9 protein-coding genes are annotated in these 23,503 nt (G+C 51.1%); 3 read left to right on the top strand and 6 right to left on the bottom strand.

The features are described 5' to 3' along the window. Positions 1–41: 41 nt before the first annotated feature. Positions 42–1,130, bottom strand: coding sequence for a hypothetical protein (locus tag SH451x_RS10880; protein ID WP_479362484.1), 1,089 nt, complete (start codon positions 1,128–1,130; stop codon positions 42–44). Positions 1,131–1,460: 330 nt separating this feature from the next. Here SH451x_RS10880 and hisG point away from each other — a divergent pair, with 330 nt between their 5' ends. From hisG to SH451x_RS10895, 3 genes are all read left to right on the top strand, one after another. Then, the gene (gene hisG / locus SH451x_RS10885; protein ID WP_479362485.1) at positions 1,461–2,324 is read left to right on the top strand and encodes an ATP phosphoribosyltransferase; all 864 of its coding nucleotides are present in this window, start codon (positions 1,461–1,463) and stop codon (positions 2,322–2,324) included. Between the two features lie 221 nt (positions 2,325–2,545). Then, positions 2,546–3,625 carry a lysylphosphatidylglycerol synthase transmembrane domain-containing protein gene (locus SH451x_RS10890; protein WP_479362486.1) on the top strand — a complete coding sequence of 360 codons (1,080 nt, stop codon included), beginning with the start codon at positions 2,546–2,548 and terminating at the stop codon, positions 3,623–3,625. Between the two features lie 59 nt (positions 3,626–3,684). After that, positions 3,685–5,103, top strand: coding sequence for an MBL fold metallo-hydrolase RNA specificity domain-containing protein (locus SH451x_RS10895; protein WP_479362487.1), 1,419 nt, complete (start codon positions 3,685–3,687; stop codon positions 5,101–5,103). A gap of 16 nt (positions 5,104–5,119) precedes the next feature. Here the strand turns inward: SH451x_RS10895 and SH451x_RS10900 are convergent, their stop codons facing one another. The 5 genes from SH451x_RS10900 to SH451x_RS10920 form a co-directional block, all read right to left on the bottom strand. Continuing rightward, positions 5,120–5,566, bottom strand: a complete 447-nt coding sequence (locus SH451x_RS10900; protein WP_479362488.1) for a protein tyrosine phosphatase family protein — start codon at positions 5,564–5,566, stop codon at positions 5,120–5,122. Between the two features lie 203 nt (positions 5,567–5,769). Continuing rightward, a complete protein-coding gene (locus SH451x_RS10905; protein ID WP_479362489.1) occupies positions 5,770–8,307 on the bottom strand; it encodes a bifunctional diguanylate cyclase/phosphohydrolase in 2,538 nt (845 codons plus the stop codon). Between the two features lie 180 nt (positions 8,308–8,487). Continuing rightward, positions 8,488–13,710, bottom strand: coding sequence for a PAS domain S-box protein (locus tag SH451x_RS10910; protein WP_479362490.1), 5,223 nt, complete (start codon positions 13,708–13,710; stop codon positions 8,488–8,490). Between the two features lie 296 nt (positions 13,711–14,006). After that, a complete protein-coding gene (locus SH451x_RS10915) occupies positions 14,007–18,488 on the bottom strand; it encodes an ELWxxDGT repeat protein (RefSeq protein WP_479362491.1) in 4,482 nt (1,493 codons plus the stop codon). Positions 18,489–18,645: 157 nt separating this feature from the next. Further along, positions 18,646–23,373, bottom strand: a complete 4,728-nt coding sequence (locus tag SH451x_RS10920; RefSeq protein WP_479362492.1) for an ELWxxDGT repeat protein — start codon at positions 23,371–23,373, stop codon at positions 18,646–18,648. Between the last annotated feature and the right edge of the window lie 130 nt (positions 23,374–23,503).

Raw genomic sequence — 23,503 nt, forward strand, 5'->3', positions numbered from 1 at the left:
CTCAACTCCTCGGAGAATGGTCTTAGAACAGTGCGCAGTGATTAAGGAAGCTCGATGCTCACGAGTTTCGCAGCGCCATCAGCCGACTTTTGAAGAATTACAGCGTGCTTTTCGTCGAGACGGTCAAGTTGGTCGACGCCTTCGTAATCGAGCGTTTCATATTCAAGACCCGCTGTTTCGGAAACACGAGCTTCAATTGGTTCTACAGCGTCGATACCATCCATCGTGATCTTCATAACACCGCGAGCGCTGTTGGCTAGCAGGACGTAATTCTTACCATCACGTTGATAGACGACCATGTCGAGTGGACGGTTGCGGTTACCAAGTTCTGCGACGGTAGTACCACGAATCTTTTTGCCCGCTTGAAGATCCTTGACCGGGATCTTAACAAGTGGAGTGCAAGTGTAAGCAGCGATCAAGTGCTCTTGTCCACCGATTTCGCAGGCAGCAAAGGTTCGCACCGGAGAGTTCGTTTCCAATTTTCCGTGCGCTCCATGGAAAATTTCGACGCTGGTACCTTTAGAAACTTCTGCGAATGGAAAGTTTACGGCGCGAAGGTTCGAAGAGAACTCTTCATTCGATAGACCGGCGATAACGATTTGACCATCGACGTAAGCAAGGTCTGTAATCGATTCGTTGCGAGGGTTGCCGCGCTGGCCTTCTTTAGATTCGGCAGCGTTCGGTATCGCAGCCATGCTGGACGGAACAGCGGCCGTGTCGACTTCGGTAACGGTTCCATCGGCGGCGATCTTTAGTAGAACCGGAGTTGCATCGGGGCCACGACCGCGACTAACCGAAGCGTAAACAGTATGGCTGATAGGGTTTGTTGCGATATCGATGATCTGAATTTCGCTGGCCTTGGTGCCGAGTGCCGCAGCGATCTTTTCGTCAATCTTTTCGACCGAGTATCCTTTGGATTCGGAATCGCTGACGTCACCCGTGGCGAAAGCATTGATCGTAGCGCTTTTGGGATCGGCGGCCAGCAGAACGCCGTCTGGAGCGAACGCAATTGGGCCGGCGCTAGCGAGCTTGGCCGCGCCTGGCTTCATGCCTTCGGTAAGATCCGCCGCGATCGATGCTGACGATAAAGCGAGACCTGCGACTAAGGCCGATAATAATGTCTTCTTCACTTGAAACTCTCCGGGAGGGAACGGTGAAACGGAATCAGAGGACTTGGATGTCGTACTGGAGCGTCTATTAGAACGTATATCCAAGTAGAATTCATTAAAGCGAACGAAAAACTGACCAGATCGCCCTCATTTCTCTAGTAGTTCGCCGCGATCCTTCATGTTGGGTTCATGTTACGAGGTGACTTGCGGAATAGGTCAAATTCAATCAAAATCGACGCCGGAAACAACGTGTTTAAGGCCATCGAACCTAGTTTCGCGTCAAAGTCGCTGATGTCAGCGGCTGGTGGGACGCAGCTGAGGGGGTGGCTGTAATTGAATGAAGTAGAGTGCATGGAATCGGCGGAAACGAATTTGCGGCTTGGAATACCAAGCAAAGGTCGGCTTAGCGAGCTTTCCGTCGCACTGTTGCAGCAAGCTGGCCTACAGTTTCGACGCCAGGATCGGACCTTGTTCGCCAAAGTACAGGGCTTACCAGTCGATATTACGTTCTTGCGAGCAGACGACATTCCTGTCTTATGCGAAGAAGGCGCCATCGACCTTGGCATTTCGGGCAGCGATCTAATTGCGGAATCGAATGCAAAAGTCGATACGCGCATGCGGTTGGGCTTCGGAAGATGTCGGCTTTCCTTCTGTATTCCGTTGCGATCTGAGATAAAATCGCCAAAGGAGTTAGACGGTAAACGAATAGCCACCAGTTTCCCCGTCGTCACGGAGACGTTCCTCAAGCAACATGGTGCGTCAGCTCATATCGTAAACCTCAACGGGTCTGTCGAAGTCATGATAGCGTTGGGCATTGCCGATGCGATTGTCGATTTGGTCGAGACAGGTAGTACGTTGGCTGCAAACGATCTACGCATTTTGACAGACATCGGGACTTACGAGACGGTGCTGATTCAAAGCCCGTTGTGCAAGAATCTTGCAACGGCGGACAGGATTGTACGGCGGTTGGAAGGTGTCGTGATCGCGCGGGATTACACGTTGCTAGAGTTTAATATCCCGAAAGCGAATCTGGAGGAAGTCGATAGAATCACTCCGGGGTACAACTCGCCAACTATTTCGTCACTAGAGGACGAATCATGGTGCGCGGTTCGAGTAATGGTGCGTCGTAAGGATGTAATTGAAACGATGGAAAAGCTGGAGGCGGTTGGAGCGTCGGCAATCTTAGAAACACCAATCACAAACTGTCGGCTGTAGGCGTTGCGGCGAACTCCAATCATGGCGATTTCGCAGCGTTAAACCACAAAGCCTGCAGTGGCAGGGCGACTTAGGTGCTCATGACAGAAGGATGGTCGATGCTACAATGCGTCGTAGCTCGGTTTAGTTTTTATGTCGCGAATTTAGCATTTTGCAGGCTTGCTGGTATCTGCTATCGAGGGCAGAGCGGTTAGCGTATTCGGTACAAAAGGCAGTTTGACTTGGTCAATTCTCACGATTCTTCTCCCCAACCCCCGGCGGAACGTCTACCGATAACGACTGCGAGTGGCGAAGAAATGCGGCCCGATCAGGCCGATACCCTGACGCGTCGATTCGGCGATCTGATCAAATATTCCCTGATCTTGCTCGTGACATGCATAGCGTTCTATATGCTAAGCAAGAAGCTGTCGGCAATTTCGTGGACTGATGTAAAATTGCAGTTGTTAGCGATTCCGACCAAGAATATTGTCCTCGCGGGTCTCCTAACAGTCGCCAATTTTTTTCTATTAACAGGTTACGACTGGATTGCAGTCCGTTACCTTCGCAAGAAGATTTCGCTTAGCAAAATCATGCTTGGTGCAATCATCGGCTATGCATTCAGTAACGTCTTTGGCTGGATGCTGGGCGGCTCGCTCGTTCGTTACCGGCTCTATCGCCGTTGGGGTTTTTCACCCGTAGAGATCATCGCGTTCGTTTCAATTCTTTCGATCACTTTCTGGTTAGGTATGTTTCTGCTGGCTGGGATCGCGTTCACGGTTCTGCCTATAAAGCTACCTGAAGATACACAAGGATTGCTAATTCTAGATCACCACGTGTGGGGCTGGATCTTCCTAACCTTTGTCGGGCTGTACCTTCTTGCTTCGCTCTTCATTCGGAAACCAATTCGCTGGAAGACGTACAGGTACGCACTACCTCCATTGCAACTGTCTGTTATGCAACTGATCGTGTCTGCAGGCGATTTCGTTCTCGCGTCGGCAGTTCTGTACGTCCTACTGCCAGCAAATTTGACCGGACCAGATACAATTAACTTTAGCACCGTGCTCGTATGCTACTTGACGGCCATGATCGTAACGGTCTTTACGCACGTGCCGGGCGGTATAGGCGTTTTGGAGCTGGTTTTGATGAGCATGCTACCAGAGCCCGCTCGGGTCCCCATCGTGGCTGCCGTGATTATGTTTAGGCTTGTTTATTATCTTATCCCCGGCGCAATCGCTGGAATCATGTATCTTGCGCTGGAAATGCGTTGGAAGCTCAGCAAGGCTTCGAAAAATGAAAGCGTGATACCTAAACCCGCCCCATAGCTGTACAATCTGTAACTCCGATTGTTCATCTTTCATTCTAAACTGATTGCCGCGGTTCAATGCAAGTTATCCATCACGGTGCGCGTACGGGAGTTACTGGTTCATGTCACGAATTGATTGTAACGGACAAAGAATCCGTCTTGATCGATTGCGGGATGTTTCAAGGAACAGATGCCAGAGCACGTAAACAAAAATATGGCATACATGCTGACAAACCAAAAAGCCGTGATATCGATAATGATCATCTATACTTGGCTATCGATTTTCCACTTGAACATATCGAATCGCTGATCGTTACACATGTTCACATCGACCACATTGGCCGAATTCCATATCTGCTCGATGCCGGTTTTCGCAAACCGATCTACTGTACTGTTCCAACCGCTGCACTGTTGCCGTTAATGTTGGAAGACGCAATCAGTCTCGGGATTTCACGAAAGCGTCACGTTATTGACGGCTATCTTCGCGAGATCAAGCGTTTGTTGCGCCCGATCGAGTACGATCAATGGGTTGATGTATCTAAGTCCGCACAGGCTCGGTTCCACCCTGCCGGCCACGTGCTCGGGAGCGCGTTCGTCGAAGTCGATTCAAAGGACGAACGCTTCGTATTCAGCGGCGATCTCGGCTCGACTCATGCGCCACTGTTGAATCCACCGCAGAGCCCGGAACGGGCCGATTTTTTGTTGCTGGAAAGCACATATGGCGATCGGCTGCATGAAGACCGTGAGCATCGGATGCTGCGACTCAAGGCGATCTTGGAAAGAACACTGGAGAACGCCGGAGTGACTATCATTCCCGCATTCTCGTTAGGACGAACTCAAGAGTTGCTGTTCGAAATGAATTATATCTTGGAAGACATCGGCAAGACGAACCAAAAAACGCCGATTTCCGACGTTAGTATTTTGGTCGATTCGCCCCTCGCAATCAAACTCGGCGCAGTCTACAACCGAATGAAGGACTACTGGGGCGAAGAGTCACGCAAAGTTCTTGATGTCGACTCGCAACCGCTGATCTTTGACAACCTGATTGAGATCGATGATTCAAAGGATCACATCGCCGTCATGGAAAAACTTAAAAAGAATCGCCGTGGAGCGATCGTCATCGCAGGCAGTGGCATGATCACTGGTGGTCGCGTTATCGATTATGTAAAGAACTTCGTCAACCGTACGTCAACTGATATCTTGTTCGTCGGTTATCAGGCGGCGGGTACGCCTGGACGAATTATTCAAGAGGGCAGCCCGTTTATAAATCTCGACCATCGCCGGTTCGACGTGCGGGCTCAGGTCCACACCATCACCGGTTACTCGGCTCACGCAGACCAAGCGGATCTAATCCAGTGGGTTCAGAAGATGTCTTCGAAACCCAAACATATTCGCTTGGTCCACGGTGACTTACCAGCTAAACAGGTGCTGCAAGAAAAACTACGAGAGTTAGGCCACGAGGTGAGCCTGAGCGACGATCAGCCCGATGTGGCTTAATGCCAAACTTCCGTAGCTACCGTTGTGAATTGACGTATTCCACGACAAATTCCCGCAGTTGTGGCTGGTCACACTCGAACCCCATGCCGTGCGCCTTTTCAAGTGTTTCTTCGCCGCTCCATTTCGCTTCGCAGGCCATATTCATCAAAACCATCGCGCCCGCTCGCTTTCCGCTAGCGCAGTGAGCGTATGCAGGCTTTGGCAGCTGTTTAAACTTTTCGCGAAAGTTGTCGACGGTTTCTGGTCCAAGGTCGTTCATCGAGACAGGCAAACTCAAATAACTCATGCCAAGTGATTCGACCAGTTTCTGCTCCTCAGTCGGGCGCATCGGTTGGTTCTCCTCGCCGTCTTCGCGAAAATTAATGACGGTTTTGAACCCGTCCTTCGCAATCTTGGCTAGTTCATCCTTCGTAGGTTGCCCGCCCACAGTTACTTCGTCAGTGATTTTTTTCGCATCGCTCATTTCGTTGCTACCTATCGTTAACGTCCGCCCGACATTCAAGAGTCGGCGCTACTGGTTTGTACAGATGGAAGAGCTTTACAGCTCTACTGTGGACGGAAAGCAATTCGCAAGCCAATCGTGAGAATTGCAGAGGATCGTTAATTGCCGACAGAATTGATGGCGCAGCTAGCCTGCATCAAAGGATCTGACGCGATGGACAATGTCTAAACCGAGAAGATATTTTGGAGCGGAGAATTGTTTGTATCGGTGAGTACGTCAGATAAAATCACAGGTGTTGGACTGGCAACGTCGTGATTGATAGCGTTCGTTACCGCTTCACTATGGGAGGCAACGCTACGGAGATAAGCCCGCAAGATTGTGCCACAGGATTCGATTAAGTCTTGAAGCATCGGAACCATTCCTTCAAGATCTCGAGCGGTCTTTCGATCAAGGTTCCGACGAAGCTGTCCGGCAATGCGACCAATATGTGGCATTTCGATCGCTTCGGCTACTGATTCAATCATTTCCAAGCGACGGTTCAGGGTATTGATGTCCCCGGTGTCGAACGCGTACATGGCTCGCTCAAGGTGATGGCCTAAGTCGACTATTTGGCGATTGTCCTGTTCAAGGGTCAAGAATGAACTGTCGATGCGCCAGCCCACTTGCATGTTGCAGAATCGTTCCACAAGATCTGGGTCGAAACGAGTGCCGGAGCTCAGCTGGAGGCGCAGGAAGGCTTCCTCCGGTGATAACGCTTGCAACCCGTGAGCACCCATGGTGAGCTCATCGTAAGCGTTGACAAGTCCTACGATTCTCGCCGCTATAGGCAGGTCAAGCCCCACCGGTGTACCCGGCGGGCTTCCAACACCATCGAACCGGCACAGATGGTACCGAAGTACATTGGTCAACGCTTGCGAATGAAATGCCGCTTGTACAATGGAAACACCGTTCTCGCAAAACGTGAGCTTATGTTCGATTGTCAGCGCTGCCACGTTGCAAGACATTTCGGCCTGTAGAAGCCTATCAGGAACGCTAATCTGTCCAATGTCGTGCAACAACGCAGCAATCTCGAGAACGTACAGATCACGAACTCCTAGTAGCCCTCGAGCTAGACTGATTGCCAACTCCGCAACACGTTGCGAATGCAATGCCGTTGCAGGATGCTTGTACATTAGTGCCGTATGCAACGATACCGCTGCCTGATAGGAAATCGGCAAGTCTTCACGCTGCAACTCGAGTTTAGCAAGTTTGTTCTTGCTGTTCAGCTCCAGAGCCAACTGTTCGACATCCGCGGAATATGCATGCGATTGGTTACGTCCTGAATGCTTGGCAGCATATAGTCCCTTATCGGCTTCTTCAATTAACGCTTGCCCAGTCGCGGCACCTAGCAATGAGGAGGACACTCCTATACTGGTGGTAACCGCATATGGGATGGCTAATTTTGTTTCAATCGCTATCCGAATCCGTTCCGCAACTTGAAGCCCTTCCTCCAAGGTACTATCAGGCAGGATGACGCAAAACTCTTCGCCGCCATATCGCCCCAGGAATCCAGCGTTGCCCAACGCAGCTTTACACACTTTGACAAAGTCTTTAAGCACAGCGTCACCCACGGCGTGGCCATGGACGTCGTTCAGCTTTTTGAAGTGGTCAATATCCATCATCATGCCGATCAAACCGTTCGGCATTTCGTCCTTCTTGCACCAGCAGTCATCCAGAAACTCGTACAGTGCTCGTCGATTATGCGCGCCTGTTAAAGCATCGCGCGATGCAAGTTCCTTCAACGCTTCGTTTTGCCGTCGGATCTGCTCTTTGTTGTACTCCAATTCACGGAAGGCTTTTAGCAGATCCTTTCGCTGCGCTTCGATTTGCGTAACGTCTTCGAAACTAACGAGGACGCCGGCCAGCGCATCGGAAGCATCGAAAACGGGAGTGGCATTGGTATTAAAGATTTGTAGTTGTTCGTTTCTACCAACTAATTCGATGGTTGCCATATAGGGCGTTTTGGTTTCAAAGGCCCGGTGCCATGGTAGTACACCGTCATCCGGAACATTCCATTTGAACTGATCCAAAGTGCTCCCGATGCATTCCTCTCGCGATTTTTCCGCATGAGCGGCGAATGCATCATTAATTACTAGAATCCTCGCTTCGGCATCTAACAAAACGATGCCACTAGAGATTGTGTCTAACGTGTTTCTGACCCGTTTGGGCACTGCATTCTTCGGGTCCATAAAAGAAAGGGTGCGCTTTAAGAACAACCCAAACGTTATAAGATTGACGCCCATCACTAACCCAATGATGGCGAGGAGTTTTCCGGATGCTGTTTGAAACCAACTGATGGCTGCAAATTCGGCTTCAATCGTTACCCACAATTTGCCGTTTCGACGTACCGGCATTTTAAGGATGTCGTTCGCGACCTTCGGCATGTCAATCCAGTGGCTAAGGATTGTCTCCTCTGCCGATGTGTTATCTAGTGCCACGACGTCGCATAACTTCAAACCGTCGAAACGTGTAAGAGTAAATCTGCGGATCGTCGGGTCTTCCGCAATCAAACGGGAAGCACTTGACTGAAGACCGCTAACCCCCATCCGCTCGAACGATTTGATACACTTGTCAGCAATCACTTCGCAGGTAGACTCGCGGGCTGACAACTGAACGTTGTCATTCAGATTGATCAGGCCGATCGTTGCTGCAATGACGACTGGGCTTGTTGATATAAATACCAGCGTCAGCAAAATCTTATGTCGTGGATTTATGCGTCGCATGGGAAAAACGGACAGTAAGCTTCGACGGTTAGAATCTGAAATTGCTACTTAGGTAAATATGAGCGTTCAGATTTAAAGATACGCATAGTTAGTGTGCAAGAATCGCATCACGGATGCCGAACGCTGTTGGCAACAGAAAGCTTGACGTTGGAACCGATTTTAACGATTGCGCGATCCTGCTCAGTTTGATCGCACAAGTTTAGCGATCAGCTGCATCAGTCTTGGACCATCAATCGGTTTCGAAAAGTATTCGTCGCATCCGATTTGAAGACACGCCTCCCGCTCGCCTTCCATAGCATCTGCGGTTAATGCGATAATGGGAACGGAAATGCCATGGCTTCGGAGCGTTGCAACAGCTTCACGACCAGTCATGATGGGCATTTGCATGTCCATTAATACGAGGTCAAATGGGTCATTTTCTGCAATTGCGTGCAACGCCGCATCAACGGCTTGCCGACCATCTTCCGCGATTTGAACACGAGCGCCACATTTTTCCAAGAAATACTTTCCTACACGCCACACGTCACGTCGATCGTCCGCAAGCAAAACTCGAGCATCAATGCGCGGCAGGGTTCGTTTAACTTCAGGAGAATTCACTTTGAAGCGGTCTTCACTATCTGGGCTGATCAGAGTTCTCGACTGTTCAACGGAAACCGGCAGCCATAAAGTAAAGCAGCTTCCCTCATGCAACTCGCTGTCTACAGTTATGTTGCCACCCATACTCTCCGCCAACCGCTTGCTAATGCTCAGGCCGAGTCCAGTGCCGCCGAATCGTCGAGAACCGCTGGCTTGGGTAAAGGGCTGGAAGAGTTTTGACATTTGATCTTTGTCAATTCCAATACCGGTGTCTTTGATCATGACAGTTAGCATGTTTTGCGACGTATCGATCGCAGCTTCCGATTTCATGCCCACGCGGTGAAATCCGACCGCGACTCGCACGTGACCTTGGTCTGTAAATTTGATCGCGTTGCTGATCAAGTTCACCAAGATTTGCCGCATTCGCACTTGGTCAGTGGTTATATAACGAGGAAGTTCCGAATTCCATTCAAAGTAAATAGGAACACCTTCCTTGTTAGCGCGTTCTGACATCAAGGCTCGAACATCGTCCATCACATCCAGAATGTCGACTTCCTCGGCTATGATATCCATCTTGCCCGCTTCGATCTTGGAAAGGTCAAGGATATCATTCAACAGCGCGAGCAGATATTCCCCGTTGCGCTTGATCGTGTCAACCTTTTCAATCTGATCTTCGTCATTCATATCCGTCCGCAGTATATCGGCGAATCCCAAAACCGCAGTCATCGGCGTTCGCAATTCGTGACTCATGTTAGCCAGAAACGTACTTTTGGCTTCATTCGCCTCTTGCGCAGCAGTCTTAGCCGCTTCCATCGCACGCTGTATCTCCCGTTGATCACTGACATCGCGATTGATCACGAGGACATGTTTTTCCCCTGAGGGAAATACAAGTAGTTGGTGCCGAGAAGAAACGGTGAGCTGGCGATCATCCTTCGACAAATGCTGCAGTTCTCCGACCCATTCTCCTTTAACCTCAAGTGTTGCGTAGATCTCTTGAAACATTTCGGGCTGTTGCGTTCGCAACAGAACGTGTGGGCTCTGACCAACGGCCTCCTCGCTTGTAAAGCCATACAATTTGGTAGCACCGAAGTTCCAACTCTTGATTCCTTCCGCGATTGTCCAGACCATGATCGCATCATGCGAAGCATCGATCAACTTGCCCATTTGTTCCAAACGGCTGGCGAAAGCGATGCGTTCTGAGACGTCTTGGAATGTCACCACACAGCCTGTCAGTTCGCCTCCTTGGAAAAGAGGACGGCTCCAGAACTCAACTGGAAAGTTAGATCCATCACGCCGCCAAAACAGGTCATTCGTGGCATGCGACGCTTTCCGCGACTGTGCAGCGATGTATATCGGGCACTCTGGCAGAGGATAGTGCGAACCTGAAGCGGTCGTGTGATGAATTAGCTCATGCATGTCCTGACCAATTAAGTCTGCATCGCTGTCGTAACCTAACATTTTGACTGCAGAACGGTTGCAGAAAGTACATCTTCCTTCAGTATCAATACCGTACACTCCTTCGGCAGCCGTGTCCAAGATGCCTGCGACTCGCTCCGCGTTACGTGTCGCAATTTCCTCAGCTTCCACTCGTTCGGAAATATCATTTTGAATACCGAGATAGCTTGCAAGTCTCCCATGCTCGTCAAATACTGGAGTAACCTGAAGGTCATTCCAAAACGGCGTGCCGTTTTTGCGATAGTTTAAAATGGTCAAGCGGCACGTCTCGCGTTTCGCGATAGCTTCACGCAGATGCTTGATCGATTCTGTATCGGAATCTGGCCCTTGCAAAAACCTACAGTTACGCCCGAGGATTTCTTCTTGCCCGTAACCAGTCATTTTGCAGAAGCCTGCATTTGCATAGGTAATTGGGAATTCGCCATCTTTTGCGTCGGTAATGATAATACCGCTAACCGCTGATTCGATCGCCAAATGTTGAAGTCGCATTGCCTGTTCAGCTTTGCGTCGTTCGGTCACATCGCGAATGTTAGAGCATAGGTAACGCTGACCATTAAAGACGACACTGCTGCAACTGATTTCGACAGGCAACGGGCTGCCGTCTTTTCGTCTCCACTCCGCGGGCAATGATCGCAATGGCTGCGTGCTTGCTTCCGCGAATACTTTACGATAGCGCGGCAGATCGTAGACGGTGTTGATCTGCATTACCGACATGGATAGCAACTCGCTTTCCTCGTACCCAAGTGTTTTGCACATGGCAGGATTCGCGTACACAATCTTGCCGTCTTGGTTGATCAGCGCAATCGAATCGACGGCCGAACTTACCATAAACTTGAAGCGTTCGAGGTCTGCTTGAGCAGCCTTCAGCGAAGTCACGTCGATGATGGAAAGGACGACTCCCACGACATTTTCGCCACTTCGATAGGGCACGATGCGCAGCAAGTAACTGCGCCCGTTCCTGCCTTCGCAACTTACTTCCTGAGACTCCTGATTCGCCAGAACCTCAGTTATCCTTTCATAAACTCCCGGACTCTTCAAAAAGTGGAGAAATCCGCGAACGGAGCGACCGATATCATGGCCGTGTAGTTCAAACAGCCGAGCAGCCTCGGGCGTAAACCTTCGAATCGCTAGCTCATCGTCTAAGAACACGACCCCGACGTGCGTCGATGCCAGTAAGTTATCCATGTCGTCGTTGGCCCGTGCCAGCTCCTCAACACGACGTTGGTGTTCGGCATTGACCGTGTAAAGCTCTTCGTTAACCGAGTGCAATTCCTCGTTTGTACTCTGAAGCTCTTCGTTCGAGGCGACTAGTTCCTCATTCGCCGCTTGAAGCTCCTCGTTGGAAGCTTCCATCTCTTCGATCGTTGCCTGCAAGTTCTCTTGCGTATACCGAAGCTCTGACTCCAACGAAACGATGTGCGAGCGATCTTTTTCATCCAAGTTGACCTGAAACGAAGCTACTCCATCTGAGTCCACGGACTTCGGTTTTGTGGATTCAATCTGAACAAGAAAATTTTCAATCTTGCGCGCAGGGTCCAGGATCGGTTCAACGGTTAGCTGGATCGTTTCATCTTGGCCCAGTCGGTTGAGTCGGATCCCTGCGTATTTTACCGACTCCCCCTTTTCCCCTGCATGGCGCAGTGCTCCCTGTAACGTGCTCTTCAGCGAATCATGGACATTTTCGCTCACAGCCGCGCTTGGTCGTCCTGGCTTCAACTGCAAGTACTTCTCGCCTCCCGAGAACACATGAATGATTTCATGGCTGCTGTTGACGAGTATGCTCGGCGGCATCCTACTCGAGAGCAAATAGTCGTAAGTAGCTAACAGTGAGCTATCGACCTTGGGCAGTTTGGCAGAACTCGCAGCTGCGTTGGGAAGTCCACCAAGATTTGCGGCGATCGAATTGTAAGGCATGCGAGTGTCAAGCGGCAATCGAACGTCTCTGCGTTTGCGGTAGATGCGCCACTTCTTGTCGATAATATCGAACTCGTCGGCTATCTCTCCGGGCGATTCACTGGGCCCAAGCAGCAAGACACCGTGGGTTTTGAGAGCAAAGTGAAAAGTTGCCAGTGCCTTGCGCTGTGCGTGCGGCTGGAAATAGATGAGCAAGTTACGGCAGGTTACGAGATCCATCTGCGTGAAGGGTGCATCACGCGTTAGGTTATGCGGAGCAAACAGTACGCATTTCCGAAGCTCGGGAACAATATGAAACCCGTCTCGACTAGTACGAAAATATCTCGCTCGACGATCGGCGGACAGATCCGTCAACGAAGATTCCGGGTAGATTCCGCGAGCAGCTGTTTGTAAAGAGTCTCGATGCGCGTCAGTTGCAAAGATCTTGAGGTCCAAAAGACGCGACTGATCTCGCATCGCTTCGTCGAACAAAATCGCGAGCGAATAAGCTTCTTCGCCCGAAGCGCAACCTGCCACCCAGACTCGAATTGCACCAGAGTTCGCAGCGTTTGCAACCAGGTTTGGCACGACCTCGCGCTCCATCGCTTCGAAAGCTTCCTCATCGCGGAAGAATTTGGTCACGCCAATCAGCAGATCTTTATACAGACGATTTACTTCAGCAGGGTCAGATTCTATCTGTCGAATATAATCATCCATTGACTTGTGCTGCATCATGTCGATCCGTCGTTGAATCCTGCGTCCCACCGTCGCGACTTTATATTGTGTAAAATCGATTCCATGTTGTCGGTGCAATAGCTGATGTATTCGATCAATTCCTTCTGCTGAAGTTGCAACGGAATCTTCCTCGCTTAAAGCAGCCGGCGTTAGCCCTCTTTCGACATATTTGATAAGGGTTGGTGGCATCGCCGCTGGACTTAGCATAAGATCGACCACTCCCGTCTCCTGCGCACTTTTTGGCATCCCGTCAAACTTTGCCGAGCCTTCCTCTTGCGCAATTACGAGGCCGCCTGCTTCATGAATGTGTCTGATACCGCGTGAGCCGTCGCTCCCGGTGCCTGATAGGATAATTCCAACGGCGAATTTTCCGACATCTTCAGCGAGCGAGCGAAAGAACTCGTCGATCGGATGTGAGGCAGATCTTTCATGGCCTTTTTCCGTCAAGAGCAGTTTGCAACCGCTTATGACCATCATCATTTTCGCCGGGATCAGGTAGATAGAATTTGGTTCAACCCGCATTCCATTCTCTACCCGGTGGATAGGCATATTGGTATGCCTACCCAACAACTCTTCCATGTGGCTCTTGAAATCGGGCGATAGATGTTGAATCACGACGAAAGCCATTCCCGTCGTCGTCGGGGTTGCCCGAAAGAAGTTTTCTAATGCTTCCAATCCACCTGCCGAAGCACCAATTCCCACGACATGAAACGCGCAAGAATTTTCGGTTTGGTGATTCTCCATAATACGATATGTCGCTCTATAGCCCAACGTAACACACTGACCAAAGGCAGCGTTCCGTCTTCCACCAAGGAAAACCTTGGTTTTGAAAAGACACGGTCGGTTAGAGCATCGAGCGTACCAATTTTCCCAAAAATCAGTCAGGAAACGGCATCCCGAATTCGCATAAAGATCGACATAAAATTGCGAAGCCTAACGACGAAGACATCTTGCTGCGGTCTGCCGCAAGAGCCTGTCGCTCGCGGATAAGATTGCGAGACAGAATATCGCTCATAGTCGGACTATTTCAGTACCTTTTGTCAGGCATCATCATTGCGAATCAAACCAACCGCATGGGCGTTTGAAATTGCTGTCCCAACACTTGGGTTGGCAAGTGAAATAATGAATCCTTCGTTTGCTTCCACCGTCGTGTCGCCGCGTACGTAGACGATGATCGTTCTGCTGGTCTGGCCTGGGGTAAAGGTCACCTGACCGCTGGGCAAGACGTTCCCTACAAAGTCATTGGTGTGAACAGGATTCGCCCCGCCGCCTCGTACTCTGTAATTGACAGTCGATGTGCCCGTAAGCAATCCAGTTCGAGTGACCAAGAACGTAAACTGAGTCAGTCCGGCGTTTCCTTCCAATTGGTTTGCATTCAGCGGAGCGATCGCTAGCGTCGAATCATCGTTGCGAATCCTTCCGACAGCATGCGCAGCCGTAATCGTCGCTCCGGCGCTTGGGTTGGACAGCGAAATAATAAAGCCTTCGTTCAACTCCTCAAGCGCATCGCCTCGAACCGGAATCGTGACTACGATCCTCGACACCCCTGGCCGCATTACCACTTGGCCAGTAGGTAAAGTGCCACCGAAATCAGCGGCGTCGGCAGGGTTCGCCCCCGCTCCTCGTACGGCATAATTGACCGTGGTCCAACCCGTAAGAGCTCCCGACCTGGTCACGGTAAACGTAAACGCCGTGTTTCCACCGTTCCCTTCTGCTTTATCAGCGCTCTTCGCTGCAATGGCCAGCGTCGAATCGTCGTTGCGAATTTTTCCGACAGCATGCGCAGCAGTAATAGTAGCTCCGGCGCTTGGATTGGAAAGGGAAATAATGAAACCTTCGTTAAGTTCAACTTCCAAATCACCGCTGACAAAGACTGTGATATTAGCGCTCGATTGTCCTGGCCGCATCGCAACTTGGCCACTTGGAAGTGTTCCACCAAAATCAGCAGCGTCCACTGGAAAGGCGCCAGCGCCACGTACAGCGTAGTCTACGGTGGTCCAGCCATTGAGAGCCCCCGATCTGGTAACGGTAAAGGTGAATGGTCGGTTGCCTGAATTGCCCTCAGGCCTGTCGGAATTCGTCGCTGCAATGGCCAACGTTGAATCGTCGTTGCGAATTTTTCCGACAGCATGCGCCGCAGTAATGGTAGCTCCGGCGCTTGGATTGGAAAGGGAAATAATGAAACCTTCGTTAAGTTCAACTTCCAAATCACCGCTAACTAGAATCGTAACGACAGCGCTTGCAAGTCCTGGCCGCATCGCAACTTGGCCACTTGGAAGTGTTCCACCAAAATCAGCCGCGTCCACTGGAAAAGCGCCAGCGCCACGTACAGCGTAGTCTACGGTGGTCCAGCCATTGAGAGCCCCCGATCTGGTAACGGTAAAGGTGAATGGTCGGTTGCCTGAGTTGCCCTCAGTTCTGTCGGAATTCGTCGCTGCAATGGCTAGCCCAGAATCATCATTTCGAATGTTCCCATTGGCAGCGGCCGTCGTGATGGTCGCTCCGCCACTTGCACCAGACAACGTCACGCGAAAGCCTTCGTCTGCTTCAGCGGTCAAATCACCTCGAACAGGGATCGAGAACGTTCGGCTAGTCTGTCCCGCAGCAAAACTGACCGTGCCACTTGGAAACGCGTTGCCAGCAAAATCATTCGCTGTTGCAGAGTTCGCTCCAAAACCTGTGACAGCGTAATTAACAGAGGTTGCGCCTGTGGTTAATCCGCTGCGCGTGATCGTAAAAGTAAAGGATTCAGTGCCTGCGTTACCTTCAAGTTTATTGGCATTTGTGGCGGCGACCGCCAGCGATGTGTTGCCCCCCTGTTGGCCTAGGTTTCCAACATAAAGCTCAGTACCGTACGTTTCTGTGGTAGCGACTAAAACTAACTTTCCGTTGATTTCGCTGAAGAACAGTGGCTCACTTCCTCCAACACCGGGGGCGAGGTCTTCGACGATCACAGTACCTGTTGACGTGCCGTCACTCATCCAAGGTTCAATACCAGTGGACCCGTCAGAGGCACGGAAAAACAACGTCCCGTTCACATTTGTCAGGAAAACGGGTAGTGAACGAACTTCGCCAGCGAAGATGTCCTTGACCTGGACAGTTCCCGCTTGGGTACCGTTGCTCTTCCACAACTCAAAACCATTAGTGCCGTTGTTGGCGGTGAAAAAGAGCGTGCCGTTAACTTCTGTTAGCCTTGTCGGATAAGCACCATCCATGCCAGGTCGAATGTCTTTGATCTGGACGGTTCCAGTTGCACTGCCGTTGCTCTTCCATAGCTCGACGCCGTTGGTACCGTTATTCGCGCGAAAAAACAGCGTCCCGTTTACGTTTGTCAGGAACTGTGGGGAAGAACTTCCGCTGCCAGCAACGATGTCTTTGACCCGCACGGTACCAGTTTCGCTGCCGTTGCTCTTCCACAACTCAATTCCACTTGTTCCGTCATTGGCACGAAAATACAGCGTGCCGTTCACGTTTGTTAAGTAGCCTAGACTGGATCCGGAACTTCCGGCTCTAATGTCCTTGACGCGAACGGTACCGGCTTCGCTGCCATTGCTCTTCCAAAGCTCCTCACCATTCGTTCCGTCATTTGCGCGGAAGAATAGCGTCCCGTTTACGTTTGTGATATCGCGGGGATTGCTAGGGCCTAATCCCGGGTTAATGTCCTTGACCCGTACTGTTCCAGCGTCGGTGCCGTTGCTCTTCCAAAGTTCGGCGCCATTGCTGTTATCAAAGGCGCTGAAAAACAGCGTCCCGTTTACGTTCGACAGCGAGGTTGGAAAAGAAGAAGAAAGATAGCTGCCTGTGCTGATGTCTTTGACGCGTAACGTTCCCGCCTCACTGCCATCGCTCTTCCACAGCTCATAACCACTCGCGCCATCATTGGCGGTGAAAAACAGCGTCCCGTTCACGTTTGTAAGTGAGCTTGGGTTTCCACTGCTGCTGCCAGGCCGAATATCCTTCACTCTCACCGTACCCGCTGGAGTGCCGTCACTCTTCCAAAGCTCGTCACCATTCGTACCATCATTGGCGCGAAAAAACAGCGTCCCGTTTACGTCCATGAATTGGTTCGGTCTAGAACTGCTAGTTCCAGGGCGAATATCCTTCAATCGCACAGTACCCGCTTGGCTGCCGTTGCTCTTCCACAGCTCGACACCGCTGGTGCCATCGTTGGCAATGAATAGAAGCGTCCCGTTAAAGTCGGTTAGGTTGCTCGGATCCGAACTATCACTACCAACTCGGATGTCTTTGACCCGAACGGTACCCGCTTGGCTGCCGTTACTCTTCCACAACTCGAAACCGCTGACACCTTCATCGGCACGGAAATACAACGTCCCGTTTACATTTTCAAGAGACTGAGGATTTGCCGTACCGATGCCCGCAACGATGTCCTTAACCTGGACGGTTCCAGCATCACTACCGTTGCTCTTCCAAATTTCAAAACCATTCGTGGCGTCGTTGGCGACAAAATACAACGTTCCGTTCACGTTTGTCAGGCTGTCTGGGAAAGAACCAGAACCTCCAACGCGAATGTCTTTGACCTGGACGGTTCCAGCTTCCGTGCCATTGGACTTCCATAGCTCAGTACCATTCACGCCATCATCGGCACTGAAATACAGCGTGCCATTCACGTTTGTGAGGTCCGCAGGGTAAGAGCCGTCTAAGAAACCGCTAGTGCGGAGATCTTTGACTAAAACAGTACCGGCTTCGGTGCCATTGGTCTTCCAAAGCTCAGGTCCATTGGCTCCATCATTGGCGCGAAAATACAAGATCCCACTAACATTCGTTAAGTAGCGAGGGTCCGCGCTGCCGCTGCCGGCGCGAACATCTTTGACCCGAACGGTTCCCGCTTCGGTGCCGTTACTTTTCCACAACTCATTACCGTTCGTACCATCGTTGGCACGAAAGAAAAGTGTTCCGTTCACGTTCGTCAGTTCGCTTGGAAGTGAACTTCCGGAAGACCCACTTCCGGGACGAATTTCCTTCACACGGACGGTTCCCGCATCAGTGCCGTCGCTCTTCCATAACTCGCGATCATTGTTTTCATCTACGGCAGAATAAAACAGCGTTCCGTTCACGTTCGTGAGATTTTCTGGATTTGAAGTTCCAAAACCAATAAAGGTGGTCTTGACCTCGACGGTCCCTGCCGCGGTGCCGTCGCTCTTCCATAACGCACGCCTTCCGTTTTCGTAGTCGGCACGAAAAAACAACGTTCCATTTATGTTCGTCAGGTAGCGGGGTTCCGAGCCTTGGCTACCCTCCCTGATGTCCTTGACCTGGATCGTGCCTGCTTCAGTGCCGTCCGTTCGCCACAATTCCTCACCATCGGTCGCCGTCGTCGCAGTGAAATAAACAAACGATCCAACCTGAGCAAAGTTTCCTGGAATCGATCCCGTCCCGGTTGTTGGATTGATGTCTTTGAGCAACTGCAAATCAACAGCGAGCAATCTCCGGCTCTCGAGCTGTTCAACACTTAACCGGCGTACGATTTTAGATCTTTGCTGGAGCCTACTTCTATTGATCATCGGTGTTATTTCTGGTTGCTGTCGTCAAAATTAGAATAGAGAATCAAAGTCTAAGGAACAATGAATTGACCTGGTCGAGCGAAAGTATTTCTAGATTTTCGTTTTTACTATAATCTGACGCGTAAGGGATTTTAGTTTCGAGTGGAATGGTAAACACCTAAACATCATCATTGCGAATCAAACCAACCGCATGAGCATTTGAAATCGTCACTCCAACACTTGGGTTGGCAAGGGAAATGATGAAGCGTTCGTTTGCTTCTACCGTCGAGTCGCCACGTACGTAGACGATGATCGTTCTGCTGGTCTGGCCTGGGGTAAAGGTCACCTGACCGCTGGGCAAGACGTTCCCTACAAAGTCGTTTGTGTGAACAGGATTCGCCCCGCCGCCTCGTACACTGTAATTGACAGTTGTTGTGCCCGTAAGCAATCCAGTTCGAGTGACCAAGAACGTAAACTGAGTCAGTCCCGCGTTGCCTTCCAATTGGTTTGCATTCAGCGGAGCGATCGCTAGCGTCGAATCATCGTTGCGAATCCTTCCGACAGCATGCGCAGCCGTAATCGTCGCTCCGGCGCTTGGGTTGGACAGCGAAATAATAAAGCCTTCGTTCAACTCCTCAAGCGCATCGCCTCGAACCGGAATCGTAACTACGATGCTCGACACCCCTGGCCGCATTGCCACTTGGCCAGTAGGTAAAGTGCCACCGAAATCAGCGGCGTCGGCAGGATTCGCCCCCGCTCCTCGTACGGCATAATTGACCGTGGTCCAACCCGTAAGAGCTCCCGACCTGGTCACGGTAAACGTAAACGCTGTATTTCCACTGTTCCCTTCTGCTTTATCAGCGCTCGTCGCTGCAATGGCCAGCGTCGAATCGTCGTTGCGAATTTTTCCGACAGCATGCGCCGCCGCGATTGTCGCTCCGGCGCTTGGATTAGAAAGTGAAATAATGAAACCTTCGTTGGCTTCGACCTCCAGATCACCGCGCACGAGAATAGTGATCACAGCGCTTGCAAGTCCAGGCCGCAGAGCGACTTGGCCAGCGGGCAAGCTGCCACCGAAGTCCGCCGCATTAGCCGGATTCGCACCAGCACCCCGAACGGCATAGTTAACAGTCGTCCAGCCAGTGAGAGCTCCGGTGCGAGTTACGGTAAAGGTAAACGCTTTATTGCCAGAATTGCCTTCGGTCTTGTCAGCACTTGTCGGAGCAATTGCCAGTGCGGAATCATCATTGCGGATCAAACCATTGGCAGTCGCTGTCGTAATGGTCGCTCCGCCACTAGCACCCGACAACGTTACCCGAAAGCCTTCGTCAGATTCAACCGTTGTATCACCGCGAACTGGAATTGTGATCACCCGAGACGCTTGCCCTGCTGCAAACGTCACAGTACCACTTGGAAATACATTGCCTACAAACTCATTGGCTGTTGCAGCGTTCGCTCCGACACCCGTCACTGCATAATTTACAGTCGTTGCACCCGTAAGCGAACCGCTGCGCGTTACAGTAAACGTAAACGCAGTTGTTCCCGCATTGCCTTCGTTCTTGTTCGCACTGGTGGCTGCGATGGCAAGAGACGTTGGTAATGGCGCTGTATCATCGTTGCGGATGACGCCATTGGCAGCGGCAGTTGTGATGGTCGCTCCAACGCTTGCGCCCGAGAGCGTCACTTGGAAAGTCTCATTGGGTTCAACGGTCGTATCACCCCGAACTGGAATCGAAATGACGCGAGACGCTTGCCCTGCCGCAAAGGTCATTGTACCACTGGGGAACGCGTTACCCACAAAGTCGTTCGCGGCCGAAGCGCTTCCTCCAACACCCGTTACCGCATAGTTGACAGTGGTTGCGCCCGTTAACGAACCGCTACGCGTGACCGTGAACGTAAACGCGGTCGTTCCGGCATTGCCTTCGTTCTTGTTCGCACTTGTCGCTGCAATCGCGAGAGAAGTACTGCTTGCGCCAGGGCGAAGCGTCCACATTTCAACTCCGCGGATGCCATCTGAAGATGCGAAGTACAACGTCCCATCAACATTTGTCAAACCCGCGGCAGAAAGAGGAAACGAACCTGTATTTCCCAAAGCCATCACCTTCACCGTTCCGGCTTCAGTACCATCACTCTTCCAGAGCTCTCGTCGGTTCGTCGGGTCCGTTGCCAAGAAGTAGAGCGTACCATTCACGTTGGTAAGGCTAGACGGACTTGAGCTACCAAGACCAGGGATGATGTCCTTGACCAAGACCGTGCCCGCCTCGGTGCCATCGGTTTTGAATAGCTCTTCTCCACTTAAACCCATGATCCCGCGGTAAAACAACGTGGAGCCAATTTGGACACGTTCAGTTAACGCAGCACCAGAGATGCCTGGAACAAAAGTCCTGACTGGAACGGTGCCAACTTCGGTCCCGTTGGTCTTCCAAAGCTCAATGCCATTCGTACCGTTGTTTGCACTAAAGTAGATATCCCCACCAATCTGGGTAAAGCCTCGCGGATCAGAGCCAGCGGGCCCGGGATTGATGTCCTTGACTCTCACTGTGCCTACTTCAGTCCCATCGCTTTTCCACACTTCTGAATCAAATACGCCCGAACCACCAGCGTCATTGTCCCTGGCCGCGAAATAGAGAGTACCGTCGATATTTGCAAGCCGTTTGGGGTCTGAATTGCCGGATTCTGGGTTGATATCTTTGACGCGTACTGTACCCACCTCAGTTCCATTCGTTTTCCACAACTCCCTACCATTAGTGCCATCGTTCGCCGAAAAAAACAGCGTGCCGCCAACACTCGTTAGGTAGTTAATTGAACTAAAGGTGCTACCAGGGCGAATGTCTTTCACGAAGAAAGTGCCAGCCTCGGTTCCGTCGCTCCTCCACACTTCTTCGCCGGAACTGCCGTCATTGGCGCGGAAAAACAAGGTGCCGTTCACATTGGTGAAATACGGGTTGATGATCGTGTCACCGGCAGGATGTGTGTTCATGCCGATGCTGCCGGCTCGTACATCTTTGACAAGGACTGTGCCCGTTGCTGTCCCATTGCTTTTCCAAAGTTCATGTCCATGCGTGCCATTGTTGGCAACAAAATACAACGTGCCGTTGATGTTGATCAAACGGTCTGGATTTGAAGAGCCTGGTCCCGGATTGATATCCTTGATCAAAACAGTTCCAGCTTCAGTTCCATTGCTCTTCCACAGTTCCCTGCCGCCATCTTCAGTAGTGGCTGCGAAGAAAATGGTACCGTTGACGTTCACGGGTATGTAACTTACGCCACCGTCGTTCAGAGGATTGATGTCCTTAACGATTACGGTTCCAGCATCTGTACCATTGCTTTTCCAGAGCTCACGGCCGGTTGGACCATTAGCACTGAAGTAGAGCGTTCCATTCACATTGGTAAGTAATGAAGGAAACGAGCCAACAACTCCGGGTTTGATGTCTTTAACGCGTTCGGTCCCGGAGTCCATTCCGTTGCTTCTCCAAAGCTCGGTACCGCTTGTGCCATCATTGACTTGGAAATAGAGCAAGCCGTTGAGGCTCAAGAAGTTGCTGAGCGAAGCACTTTCGCTACCGGGTACGATATCCTTGACGCGCTGCGTACCCGCTGACGTGCCATTGCTCTTCCAAAGTTCGACACCCGTAGTACCGTCATTGGCCGTGAAGAACAAGGTTCCGTTGACGTTCGTTAACTGCGCTGGATGCGAACTGTCCTCGCCCGACCGAATGTCTTTAACCAATATCGTTCCCGCCGCAGTTCCATCGCTTTTCCAAAGCTCGTAGCCCGTCGTAGTGAAGCTACCGATGCTGCCGCTCATTCCCCTAGCCGTAAAGAATAAAGTGCCATTCACGTTGGTCATATTGTCGATCAACGCACCAGTGGAACCTGTTGAAATGTCCCTAACGAGAATTGTGCCGATGTCCGATCCATTGCTCTTCCACAACTCGCCAGAGGCCACGAAGAAAAGCGTGCCATTGATGTTCGTCAGTTTGCTTGGGTTCGATGACCCGATACCCGGATCAATATCCTTGACGATGACAGTTCCTGCGGGTGTCCCATTGCTCGCCCAAAGCTCAGTGCTGGTACCGGTAGAAAAAGCTCTGAAGAACAGCGTGCCATTCACATTGGTCATGAAGTCAATAGCTGAATGAGCAGCGCCGGGATTAACATCCTTGACGAGCACGGTTCCTGCCGCGGTTCCATTGCTCTTCCACAACTCAGTTCCATTAGTACCATCATTAGCCGTGAAGAACAGCGTTCCGTTCACATTAGTCATGTTGCCAATTGTCGAGGAAGCTGCTCCAGGAAGGATATCCTTGAGCAAGATGGTTCCAGCCGCTGTCCCGTCAGTCCTCCACAGCTCTCGACCAGTGGTTCCATTATTGGCTTCAAAAAATAGAAATGAGCCAACTTTAAGAAATAGATTCGGATCGGAACCAGTCAGTCCAGTGTTAATATCCTTCAAACGCACGGTGCCAGCGGCGGTGCCGTCACTTTTCCACAATTCACGATCACCTAGGCCGTTGGTGTTATTGTCATAAGCAACAAAAATCAAAGTACCTCCCAAGTTAGTGAGGTTGCTTGGAATCGGAAGAGTCGGATGTGACAGCGGGCTTGAGGAGTAGCGGCCTGGATTGATGTCTTTAACAAGTACCGTGCCTGCCTCAGTACCATTCGTCTTCCACAACTCCATTCCGCTATTACCATCGTTGGCAACAAAGAACGTGTTCGATCCAACCTGGACAAACTCCTGCGGATTGGAAGATGCAGGAGTGAGGTTGATATCCTTCAACAACTCCGGTACGCCGGCAAGCAAGCAACGATCTTCGAGCGTCTCGAATCGCAGGCGTTGCTGAGCCGCGCGTCTCGTTACCGCGTTAAGGGGTTTGCTTGAGTTGAACTTTCTTGATTTCATGTTCATTTTCCTGTGTCAATTGCTCAGCCAATCAGTGCTGCAATCTTCCTTCTGGTTCTAACAGTTCGTAACCTACTAATCTCATCAATCAACGATAAGCACAATCAACTCGCAAGAATCAATCAAGTCA

This window comes from Njordella aestuarii, assembly GCF_056494165.1.